Source organism: Alcanivorax sp. (assembly GCF_051117345.1).
In the GTDB taxonomy this organism is placed as follows: Bacteria; Pseudomonadota; Gammaproteobacteria; order Pseudomonadales; family Alcanivoracaceae; genus Alcanivorax.
This window is the reverse complement of record NZ_JBNPEC010000210.1, coordinates 1-10,023: the sequence shown is the minus strand read 5'-3', so window position 1 is coordinate 10,023 and position 10,023 is coordinate 1. Positions and strand designations below refer to the sequence as shown.

Annotated in this window: 12 protein-coding genes; 1 reads left to right on the top strand and 11 read right to left on the bottom strand. The window is 60.2% G+C overall.

From position 1 onward, the window contains the following. From ACFE0K_RS13440 to ACFE0K_RS13420, 5 genes are all read right to left on the bottom strand, one after another. The coding region (locus tag ACFE0K_RS13440; protein WP_434536543.1) for an NUDIX hydrolase at positions 1–494 on the bottom strand (494 nt) is incomplete at its 3' end. 185 nt (positions 495–679) lie between these two features. Continuing rightward, complete coding sequence (locus tag ACFE0K_RS13435) at positions 680–1,582, bottom strand: endonuclease/exonuclease/phosphatase family protein (protein ID WP_434536542.1); 903 nt, start codon at positions 1,580–1,582, stop codon at positions 680–682. A gap of 3 nt (positions 1,583–1,585) precedes the next feature. After that, the gene (locus tag ACFE0K_RS13430; RefSeq protein ID WP_434536541.1) at positions 1,586–2,221 is read right to left on the bottom strand and encodes a thiol:disulfide interchange protein DsbA/DsbL; all 636 of its coding nucleotides are present in this window, start codon (positions 2,219–2,221) and stop codon (positions 1,586–1,588) included. Positions 2,222–2,394: 173 nt separating this feature from the next. Continuing rightward, positions 2,395–3,036 carry a c-type cytochrome gene (locus ACFE0K_RS13425; protein WP_434536540.1) on the bottom strand — a complete coding sequence of 214 codons (642 nt, stop codon included), beginning with the start codon at positions 3,034–3,036 and terminating at the stop codon, positions 2,395–2,397. 23 nt (positions 3,037–3,059) lie between these two features. After that, a complete protein-coding gene (locus ACFE0K_RS13420) occupies positions 3,060–3,353 on the bottom strand; it encodes a c-type cytochrome (protein ID WP_434536539.1) in 294 nt (97 codons plus the stop codon). 169 nt (positions 3,354–3,522) lie between these two features. Here ACFE0K_RS13420 and yihA point away from each other — a divergent pair, with 169 nt between their 5' ends. After that, on the top strand, positions 3,523–4,152 hold the full coding sequence (yihA, locus tag ACFE0K_RS13415) for a ribosome biogenesis GTP-binding protein YihA/YsxC (RefSeq protein ID WP_434536538.1): 630 nt from the start codon (positions 3,523–3,525) through the stop codon (positions 4,150–4,152). A 1,009-nt stretch (positions 4,153–5,161) separates the two neighbouring features. Here yihA and ACFE0K_RS13410 read toward each other — a convergent pair. The 6 genes from ACFE0K_RS13410 to mbhE form a co-directional block, all read right to left on the bottom strand. Further along, positions 5,162–5,494, bottom strand: coding sequence for a Na+/H+ antiporter subunit G (locus tag ACFE0K_RS13410; RefSeq protein WP_434536537.1), 333 nt, complete (start codon positions 5,492–5,494; stop codon positions 5,162–5,164). A gap of 25 nt (positions 5,495–5,519) precedes the next feature. Next, complete coding sequence (locus ACFE0K_RS13405) at positions 5,520–5,789, bottom strand: K+/H+ antiporter subunit F (RefSeq protein ID WP_035245990.1); 270 nt, start codon at positions 5,787–5,789, stop codon at positions 5,520–5,522. Continuing rightward, the gene (locus tag ACFE0K_RS13400) at positions 5,783–6,268 is read right to left on the bottom strand and encodes a Na+/H+ antiporter subunit E (RefSeq protein ID WP_434536536.1); all 486 of its coding nucleotides are present in this window, start codon (positions 6,266–6,268) and stop codon (positions 5,783–5,785) included. The genes ACFE0K_RS13405 and ACFE0K_RS13400 overlap by 7 nt, the downstream gene beginning before the upstream one ends. Continuing rightward, positions 6,265–7,746 carry a monovalent cation/H+ antiporter subunit D gene (locus ACFE0K_RS13395; RefSeq protein ID WP_434536535.1) on the bottom strand — a complete coding sequence of 494 codons (1,482 nt, stop codon included), beginning with the start codon at positions 7,744–7,746 and terminating at the stop codon, positions 6,265–6,267. Before ACFE0K_RS13395 ends, ACFE0K_RS13400 begins: the two co-directional genes overlap by 4 nt. After that, complete coding sequence (locus ACFE0K_RS13390) at positions 7,743–8,078, bottom strand: Na+/H+ antiporter subunit C (protein ID WP_434536534.1); 336 nt, start codon at positions 8,076–8,078, stop codon at positions 7,743–7,745. The genes ACFE0K_RS13395 and ACFE0K_RS13390 overlap by 4 nt, the downstream gene beginning before the upstream one ends. Beyond that, positions 8,078–10,023: hydrogen gas-evolving membrane-bound hydrogenase subunit E (mbhE, locus tag ACFE0K_RS13385; RefSeq protein WP_434536533.1), on the bottom strand; the 1,946-nt coding region annotated here is incomplete at its 5' end. The genes ACFE0K_RS13390 and mbhE, both read right to left, overlap by 1 nt.

Sequence of the window (10,023 nt, the reverse complement as noted above, 5' to 3'; positions counted from 1 at the left end):
CACTGCGGGTTTGCTTGCTCCTCCAGGATGGCGCTACCCACCACCTCCAGAAACAGATCGAACTGATAGCCAAAACGCCAGCTGTCCCGGTCCAGTGACTCTAGGGAATGCCAATCCAGCACCTTTACCTCGGCCAGCGCCGAGGTCGGTACTGGTCGCGGCTCTGGCGACAACACCTGATCGGGATAGCAGCGGTAGAGATGGAAGCCGTTCTTCATCACTGCCAGCCGCCGCCCCACCGTCACCGCCAACCCGGTTTCCTCACTGGTCGCGCGATGCGCCGTACACTGGGCCAGCTCATCCGCTTCACGGGTACCGCCAGGCACCCCCAACTTGCCGCCCCAGCGATGGCTGATCAGCAGAACCTTGTCGTCATGCAGAATCACACAGCCCGCATTGGCACGACGGTCATCTTCCTGACCAGACACCCGAGGGCAATCGGCAAAGGCCGCGCCGGGCAGCAGCAAGCAAAGCAGGCAGAGCATTCGCTTCATGTTTTTCCCCATGGGCCGGTGATGGGACGCAATAGTTAACAGTGAAGGGTGAACAGTTAACAGCGGCGCGGGCAACGCTTTCTGCCCCCAACGCAAGAGGCCGCGGCCCATAATGTGGCGCGGCCTCAAAGGCTGGAGCAACCCATAAACTCAATCGCGAACTATTAACTATTCACTGTTCACTATTAACTTATAAGCGGCAAGCGGTGCTCTCGCGTCGCCGCCACCACCTCGTCCGGAACCAGGATTTCCGTCGCCAGCGGCAGATGGTCAGAGAGCAGGCAGTCTTCCAGCACGCGGGTGTGGCGACATTGCAGCGCCGGGGAAAGGAGAATGTGGTCGATATGCCGGTCCGGAGCCCAGCTCGGGTAAGTGTTGAGGCTGTCTGCCTCCACGGTCCGCAGTCCCAAGCTTGCCAATGGCGATGCCTCCAGATGCTCCAGACGGCAATTGAAGTCGCCCATCATTACCACATACTTGTAGCCTTCAAGTAACCGGGTCAGGTAGGCCAGTTGGGTATTGCGTACCTTTTCGCCCAGGGCGAGATGGGCCACCACCACCACCAGCGGCTGGATGGGATGGCCATACTTGATGATGATGGCACCACGCCCGGGCAGGCCGGGTAGCCGGTGATCCTTCACTTCAAAGGGCTGGTGACGGCTGAGAAAGCCATTACTGAACTGGCCGAGGCGGCCAAGATTGCGGTTGAGTTGCTGGTGCCAGAAGGCAAAATCGCCCAGCGATGCCAGGTGGACCAGCTGGTTCATGTTGCGTGAGCGCAGGCTGCCGCCATCCACCTCCTGCAGACCAACCACATCGAAGTGGCTCAGCACCTCGGCGATCTGCTCGATGGTTTCCACGCTGCGTGGGTGCGCCACCAGGTGTTTCCAGCTACCGGTGATGTAATCGCCAAACTTCTGGCTGCCAATACCCGCCTGGATATTGAAACTGAGCAGCTTGATGCTCGTGTCCGGGAGGAGGATTTCACGGGTCTGACGGGTGCGCCGCACCCCTTCCCGAGCGAAGGAAAAGCCCGCAGGGCGGGCTTTCCAATCACGATAGGCAGTGCGTGCACGGTCCAGCAGCATGGATTAACCGCCAGTCTTTTCCTTGTTGGCCAGATACTCGATGACCTCGAACAGCTCGTCGGTGGTCTTCAGGTTCTCGCGCAACACCAGGTACTTGCCATTGACCACAAAGTTGGGCACGCCCGGAATCTTGTATTCCTTGGTCAGCGCCTCTGCCTGACGGACCTTGGTGGACACACCGAAGGAGCTGTACAGGCGGTTGAACTTGTCAGGGTCCACGCCGTATTTGCGGAAAAAGTTGGCCAGCGCCGGCTCATTGAACAGCGGCTCACGGTGCTTGTGAATGGCATCAAACAGGGGGGCATGGATTTCCTCTGTCAGACCCAGGGTTTCTTCCACATAGTAAGCGCGGGCCAGGGGCTCGGCGTTACGCAGGAACAGCACCGGCGTACGTACGTAGTCGATGAAGTCCGGCTTGGATTCCAGCCACGCATCGATCGCTGGCTCCAGGGAGTAACAATGGGGGCAGGCATAGGAGAAGAACTCCCGCACTTCCACCTTGCTGGGGTCACTCACATTGCCGGGCACATCAAGAATCTTGTAATGGGTATCCACAGCAAAACGGGCATGTTCTTCGGCCGCAACCGCAGCGGTTGCCAGACCCAGACTCATCAGCAAAGCCGTCACAAAGCGAAGCATCGGTTCCTCTCCTTATTGTTGGTCTCCGTACGGTAGGACCGCCGGAATCATTATTTTCTCCCGCGGCCAGGCAAAAAACCCGTCAGCGCACGGAGGACCATTTATCTTTTCATGATAACAACGAAAAAGGCAGCCCGCAGGCTGCCTTTTCTACAAACCGTAACCAATCAGCTCTATTTGGACAAACCAGTGATATAACTGGCTACCGCCTTGATCTGAGAGTCGCTCATCTTGGCAGCAACGGTCTGCATCATGCTGGCAGGATCATTGGTACGCTTGACCACATTATCCCCCAGGTCATTACGGCCAGCGGCACGGAAAGCCTTCAGCTGCTCTTCCACATACTGGGCGTTCTGGCCAGCCAGCTGCGGGTATTTGGCGCCATCGATGCCCTGGCCCGCCGGGCCGTGACAACCGGAGCAGGCCGGCAGGCCATTGGCCATATCACCGCCGCGGTACAGCTTGGCGCCCTGTTCGACCCAGTCCGGGTCGGCTTGACCGGCTTGTGCTTCCTGGGACGCGTAATAGGCACCCAGATCCGCCATATCCTGCTCGCTCAGGTTTGCGGCCTGGCCAGCCATAATGGCATTTTCACGTTCACCGGACTTGTAATCCTGAAGCTGTTTGACCAGGTAGGCTTCACCCTGACCCGCCAGTTTCGGGTAGTTACCAGCAATCGGCTTGCTACCACCAGGGCCGTGGCAAGCCGCACAGGGCGCGGCTTTTGCTTCACCGGCCTCAGCATCACCTGCTGCCAGAGTCGGGTTGGCTACTACGGCAGCCGCCATCAGCACGAACAGTTTGAAAAACTTCATGGCCTATCCTTTCGTACAGCGTCTTATTTGCTTTTGGACATGTACTCAATCAGAGCACGGTATTCGTCGTCGCTACAGTCGTTACACATGCCTTTAGGCGGCATGGCGTTGTACCCTTCCTTCACGTGCTTCACCAGGGTATCCATACCTTTGGCCAACAGCGGCTTCCAGGCGGCTTCATCGTGAGCCTTGGGGGCACCGGCGGCGCCGGAAGTATGGCAGAAGGTGCAGCTACTGTTATAGCGCTCTTCCACGGTGGCGGCGCTGGCCGCTCCTGCCATCATGATCAATGCAATGCCTGCTACCAAACCCTTCATATCCTACCTCTGCTATGCTGGCGTCAACCGCTGGCGAAGTGTGGATTTGCCTTTCCCGTCAAACCCTTGTAGAACGTCGACCGCCCTGGCAACCGCCAGGAGGGTCAGGCGGACGGGATTATATACCAGTCTGGCACGCGCCGTCATATTCCATGTGAAGGGTAAGGTTATGCCACAACATCCCGCTGAGATCCTGCTCCATCAGGCCAGTTTCCTGCAAAGCGCCCAGCGCCTGGACCAGTGCCCGCCTGACGAGGGCCGGGAAGTGGCCTTTGCCGGCCGCTCCAACGCCGGCAAATCCAGCGCCATCAACCGCCTCACCGGCCAGAGATCCCTGGCGCGGACGTCCAAAACCCCGGGGCGCACCCAGCTGATCAACTTCTTTTCCCTGGACGACGAGCGACGGCTGGTGGACCTGCCCGGCTACGGCTATGCCAAAGTCGCCAAAAGCAAACGCAACGAGTGGCAGGAACATCTGGACCACTATCTGACCGAACGCCAGGTGCTGGTGGGGCTGGTATTGATGATGGACATCCGCCATCCGCTCAAGGATTTCGATCTGATGATGCTGGAATGGGCCGCCCAGGCCAACATGCCCATCCATATCCTGATGACCAAGGCCGACAAGCTGAAGTTCGGTGCCGCCAAATCCACCCTGCTGAAGGTGCAAAGCCAGCTCAAGGGGCACCCCGCTCCCCTGTCGCTGCAATTATTCTCCGCCACCAACGGTACCGGGTGTGATGACGCCTGGGAAAAACTGGGGGAATGGTTGGAGATAGCAGCGCCTGATCCGAAGTGACGCGTTTCGAAGGTCAAAACCGGTTTCGAAATCTGCCTCTGTGGCAGCCGGCCCACTGACCTCCGGGGCCTCTGGACAATGTTCAATGGCTTGCAGGCAAACGGTGATCACGAAGCACTGGGGATTCTGAAAGGTTTTCGCAACTCGGTACTCGTACCTCGCCACTTTCTTCCAGACAAAAAAATCCCCGGCAGCAATTCTTGGGGGAAGGGAACGACTTGCTGCCGGGGAGGCTTGCCACCCCGGTCTCTTTGGGGGAAGAGGACCGGGGTAAAACACGACGGACCGGTGAGGGTACTGGGGGATCGGGGGTTCCAGCCCGTCGCACTTATAGAGACTGCCGTTTTTTGAAAAAAGTTCCAGCCCTTCATCTCTTTTTTTGCCCGACTGTCGATGTGCGTCACAAAACTGGCGCTAAAGGGCACTCCAGTCCCACCACGGTGCGCCACGAACACCGGGGAGAACGCAGAAAAAACATCCTATCTCACTGATCAAAAAGCAGTAATTATCACACGGGGAAATCTGGCACAACGATTGCTTGATATTGGATGAGAGCCAGCAAGCTGAGATAAAAACGCGAAGATTTTGCAGTTTGCTGAGGCCTGCCAGCACAAACGGCAGGCAAAAAAAATCCCTGGCAGCAATCTTGGGGGAAGGGAACGACTGTGCTGCCAGGGAGGCTTGCCGCCCCAACCTCTGGGGAGAGATTGGGGAGTCCAAAATGCTACGGATCAGCGAGGGTACTGGGGGATCGGGGGGTGCCAATCCGTAGCTATTGATTAGGACCGCCGCTTTTTTCGGAAAGTTCCAGGCGGTTTTATCTTTTACAGATTTTACAAGAAACGCAGCGACTAGCTGCTAGCCACGAGCTTCTACGCGGTTACAGGCAAGCGCCACACCTCCAACCTATTCGCCGCGCTTCACGCCAACTCAAAGCACCCCGAAACGCAGACACCGCCTCAGTGGGCGCTCAAAACTAGCAGCTAGAAGCTCTTAGCTCATACCTGCCTTATTGCTTCCAGGGCTCCCCACGCGTGCCCTTCATCCGTTTCAGATCCCGGTGCATGGCGGCCTTGGCCAGCATGTGGGCAGATACGGGGGCCGTGATGAACAAAAACAGGGTGATCAGCACCTCATGGAGTTGCAGCCCGCGCTCCTGCCAGGAAAAGAACAGCAGGGAGGCAATGATAGTGCCGCCCACCCCCAGCGTGGTCGCCTTGGTAGGACCGTGCAGGCGGGTGTAGAAGTCCGGCAAGCGCGCCAGGCCGATGGACCCGATAAGCGCAAAAATGCCGCCCACCACCACAAAAATTGCCACCAACCATTCGATCAACATATCCATAAAGTGCTCCGCTCGCCTCCGGCGTTCATTCAATGATGTCGCCGCGGGTAATGTATTTGGCCACCGCCACGGTGCTGACAAAACCGATCAGGGCAATCAGCATGGCGGCTTCAAAATAGAGCTTGCTGTCCACCTGGATGCCGTACACCACGATCAGGGCAATGCTGTTGATATACATGGTATCCAGCGCCAGCACCCGATCCGGCAGGGAGGGACCGATCACCAACCGATACAGGTTCAACACCCAGGCCACCGTCAGCAGGCCAAAGGTCAACGAGATAGCACTCTCTAGCATTCGAAAATCTCCTTGATCGGCCGTTCGTAGCGTTCCTTGATCTCCGCCACCAGCGCCTGCGGATCTTCCACATGCAGGGCATGCACCAGCAGCCGGGTACGGTCCTCGCTGACATCGGCGGACACGGTGCCCGGGGTCAACGACACGGTGCTGGTGAGCACGGTAATGGCAAAACGGTCGCGCAGGTCCAGTGGCACTTCCACAAACCCGGGCTGCAGATCCTTCACCGGCCCCAGCACCTTGAGGGCCACCGCCAGGTTGGCCAGCAGAATATCCTTGGCCACTCGCAGCACGAAGCGCAGCAGCCCCATGCGATCACGCACCAGCGGCACCTGTGGCCAGAAGGGACGGGTACCCAACGGCAACACCACCGCCAAAATCAGACCCAGCAACGCATGGCCCACACTGAAGCCGTTCAGTAGCAGCCAGGTCAGCCACAACGCCAGGGTCAGACTGGGATAAGGCAGCAATCGTTTCATGACGCACCTCCCAGCACCGCCCGGATATATATCGTCTGGTCCGCCAGCTGATCCGCCACACCGGCGCACAGCTGCAACAGCGGCTCTGCCGCTACGGCCAGCAACGGGCTAGCCAGCAACAAGGCCAGCATGGGAAGGACCCGCCGCTTGCCGAGTTTCTTGTCAACAACCTCTCCGTGCACCCGCCAGAACAGGGTGGAACCGGCCCGGCTCAGGCCCACCAGGCCAGCCAGTCCCGCCAGCAACAGCAACGCCCAGTAAATCGCACTGGGCACGGCCTGCAGCAAGGCCACCTTGCCAACAAACCCGGACAGCGGCGGCAGCCCGACCACCGCCACGGCAGCGGCAAAAAAGGCCGCACCCAGCCAGTTGCCATAAGCCAGCGGCGGGCCGGATTCCAGCCGGTCTTCACTGTCACCGCGGGAGCGACGCAGCAGATCGCAGAGCAGAAACAGGGCCGCGCAGATCAGGGTGGAATGGATCAGGTAATAGAGCGCAGGACCGACAGTCTCCGGGTCGCCCAGACTCAGCGCCGCCACCAGGGTGCCCACGGACATGACCACCAGATAGGCCACCAGCCCCCCCAGCCGTTTCGCCGCCAGAGCACCGATAGCTGCCAGCGCCAGGGTCACCAGCGCCAGCCACCAGAGCAGGTCGGACCCCAATCCCGCCAGCGGCCCGTCACTGAAGGCCAGCGCCTGCATACGCAGGATCGCGTAGATGCCCACCTTGGTCATGATGGCAAACAGCGCCGCCACCGGCGCCGTGGCATTGGCATAAGCCGCTGGCAGCCAGAAATACAGGGGGAACAGCGCCGCCTTCAGGCCAAACACCACCCACAGCAGCAGCACCGCCACGGTCAGAAGGATCTGGTCGCTGCCCTCCAACGCCTGTGCCTTGACCGCGAAATCGGCCATGTTGAGGGTGCCGGTGGTGCCGTAGATCAACCCCAGGGCGATCAGGAACAGGGCCGAACCCGCCAGGTTCAGCACCACATAATGCAGGCCGGCTTTGACCCGCTCCGGGCCACGGCCATGCAGCGCCAGGCCGTAGGAGGCGATCAACAGCACTTCGAAAAACACGAACAGGTTGAACAGATCACCGGTAAGGAACGCCCCGTTGATGCCCATCAACTGAAACTGGAACAGGGAATGGAAGTTGGGCCCCCGGCGATCATCACCGGCGCAGCCATACAACAGCGCCGGCAACGCCAGCACGGCGGTCAGCAGCAACATCAGGGCACTGAGCTGGTCCAGCACCAGCACGATGCCGAACGGCGCCTGCCAGTTGCCCAGCTGGTAAACACCCACGTCACCCTGGGCCGCCTGCTGCCACAGCACCAGCGCCACCGGTATCAGGGCGACACAGGAGAGCAGACCAGTCACCCGCCGCAGCCGTTGCCGCTCGCGGACCTCCAGTAACAACAGCAACCCGGCCAGTGCCGGAATCAGAATAGGCGCAATAATCCAGTGCGTCATGAACGTTGCTCCCCGTCCTGACCATCCACATGGTCACTGTATTGCTCCCCCTGGCTGCGCAGGGCCAGCACCACCAGGAAGGCGGTCATGGCGAAACCGATGACGATGGCGGTGAGCACCAGCGCCTGGGTGAGCGGGTCGGTGGGGTCGGCACTGGCGCCCACTACCGCCACCTGGTTGATCTTCAGGCCGCCCATGGAAAACAGGAACACATTCACCCCATAACCCAGCAGGGTCAGCCCCAGCACCACCGAAAAGGTGCGCGCACGCAGGCACAGGTATACGCCGGTGGCCACCAGCACGCCGATAATCAGCGCCACTAACAATTCCATCAGGTGGTCTCCTTCTTGTCATCCAGCAGCGACAGCTTGCCCAGGTTGGCGAGTATCAGCAGGGTGGCGCCCACCACGGTGAGGAACACGCCGGTATCAAACAGCATTGCACTGGCCAGCTCGAAGTCGCCGATCAGTGGCAGGTGCACATGGGTAAAGGTGCTGGTCAGGAAAGGCGCATCGAAGGCCCAACTGGCCACCCCGGTGAGGCCGGCCAGCAACACACCCAGCGCCACCAGCGGGTGGTAATCACCGGGGATGCGGTTGTGCACCCAGGTCACCCCGGAGGCCACATACTGCAGCAGCAGCGCCACCGAGGTAATCAGCCCCGCCACAAAGCCACCGCCGGGCAGATTGTGGCCGCGCAGGAAGATATACACCGCGATCATCAGCGCCAGCGGCAACAGCGGCCGCGACAGCGTCACCAGCACCAGCGGATGAGCGTCGTGGGCCCAGGGCCGGCCGAAGGGGTCGTACTTGGCGGACGCCAGTTTCAGGTCACTGAGCAGGGCATAAATACCCAGAGCCGCAATACCCAGCACAGTAATTTCGCCAAAGGTATCAAAGCCACGGAAGTCCACCAGGATCACATTCACCACATTGGTGCCGCCACCACCGGGAACACTGTTCTCCAGGAAGAACGGGCTGATGGTGGCGGTGTCGGTGGTCATCACCAGCAGGGCGACCACGGCCACGCCGGTGCCGATCAGCACCGCCAGCACCGCATCACGGCTCACCCGCAGGGGGTTGGAATCGGCCTTGGCCCGCGCCGGCAAAAAGTACATGGCCAGCATCAACAGCAGCACGCTGACCACTTCAACAGAAAGCTGGGTCAGAGCCAGATCCGGCGCTGAAAAGCGTACGAAGATCAGCGACACGATCAGCCCCACCACGCTCAGGCAGATAATCGCCATCATCCGCTGGCGATGCAGCACCGTGGTCAGCAAGGCGGCAGCAATCAGCATCAGTGCACAGAGCACCGATACCCCATCCACTGGCAGCATGGCGCGCTCGCCGGTGAAGCTGGCCAGGTTGGGCAGCTGCCATACCAGCACCGCCGCCACCAACGCCAGCACCCACGCCAGATACCCCTGCAGTGACCCGGTCTGCAATCGCCGGGTAACGCCAGCGGCCAGTCGCACCACGGCCTGAATACGGCCTTCGAACACCCGCTTGGCATCAATTTCCGGCAAACGCGCATACCAGGCAAACAGCCGACGACGGCAGGCGTACACTGCGATACCGCCGACCAGGGCGATAACACTCATCAACAGCGGAATATTGAGCCCGTGCCACACCGCCAGGTGATACTCGGGCAGCGTACCGCCCAGGGTGGCAGTGGCCGCCACCGCCAGCAGCGCGGCCACGGTAATCGCCGGGAACACCCCTACCGCCACACACAAGGCTACCAATATCTCCACCGGAATCTTCATGTAACGGGGCGGTTCCTGGGGCGGGAACTTGGGCAAATTCACCGGCTCGCCATTGAAGAACACATCGTGGATAAAGCGTGCCGAGTAGGCCACCGAGAACACCCCGCCCAGTGTGGCCCCCAGCGGCAACAGCCAGCTGAACGCCCCGAGCTGATCGGACTGCAGGGTTTCGGTAAAGAACATTTCCTTGGACAGGAAACCGTTCAGCAACGGCACCCCGGCCATGGCTGCGGACGCCACCATGGCCAGCACCGCCGTGTAGGGCATGTACTTCCACAGGCCGTTGATACGGCGCATGTCACGGGTGCCGGTCTGCTGATCGATGATGCCGGCAGCCATGAACAGGCCCGCCTTGAAGGTGGCGTGATTGATAATATGGAACACCCCGGCCACCGCCGCCAGCGGCGAATTAAGACCGAACAGCAGGGTGATCAACCCCAGGTGACTGAAGGTGGAAAACGCCAGCAACCCTTTCAGAGAATGCTGGAACAGGGCCCATATTTCCCCCCCCA

Bases quoted from the DNA above. Each gene is read 5' to 3' on its own strand.
- ACFE0K_RS13430 (WP_434536541.1), bottom strand. From the start codon at position 2,221: ATGCTTCGCTTTGTGACGGCTTTGCTGATGAGTCTGGGTCTGGCAACC.
- ACFE0K_RS13400 (WP_434536536.1), bottom strand. From the start codon at position 6,268: ATGAAACGATTGCTGCCTTATCCCAGTCTGACCCTGGCGTTGTGGCTG.
- ACFE0K_RS13395 (WP_434536535.1), bottom strand. From the start codon at position 7,746: ATGACGCACTGGATTATTGCGCCTATTCTGATTCCGGCACTGGCCGGG.
- ACFE0K_RS13435 (WP_434536542.1), bottom strand. From the start codon at position 1,582: ATGCTGCTGGACCGTGCACGCACTGCCTATCGTGATTGGAAAGCCCGC.
- ACFE0K_RS13410 (WP_434536537.1), bottom strand. From the start codon at position 5,494: ATGGATATGTTGATCGAATGGTTGGTGGCAATTTTTGTGGTGGTGGGC.
- ACFE0K_RS13420 (WP_434536539.1), bottom strand. From the start codon at position 3,353: ATGAAGGGTTTGGTAGCAGGCATTGCATTGATCATGATGGCAGGAGCG.
- ACFE0K_RS13425 (WP_434536540.1), bottom strand. From the start codon at position 3,036: ATGAAGTTTTTCAAACTGTTCGTGCTGATGGCGGCTGCCGTAGTAGCC.
- ACFE0K_RS13405 (WP_035245990.1), bottom strand. From the start codon at position 5,789: ATGCTAGAGAGTGCTATCTCGTTGACCTTTGGCCTGCTGACGGTGGCC.
- ACFE0K_RS13390 (WP_434536534.1), bottom strand. From the start codon at position 8,078: ATGGAATTGTTAGTGGCGCTGATTATCGGCGTGCTGGTGGCCACCGGC.
- yihA (WP_434536538.1), top strand. From the start codon at position 3,523: ATGCCACAACATCCCGCTGAGATCCTGCTCCATCAGGCCAGTTTCCTG.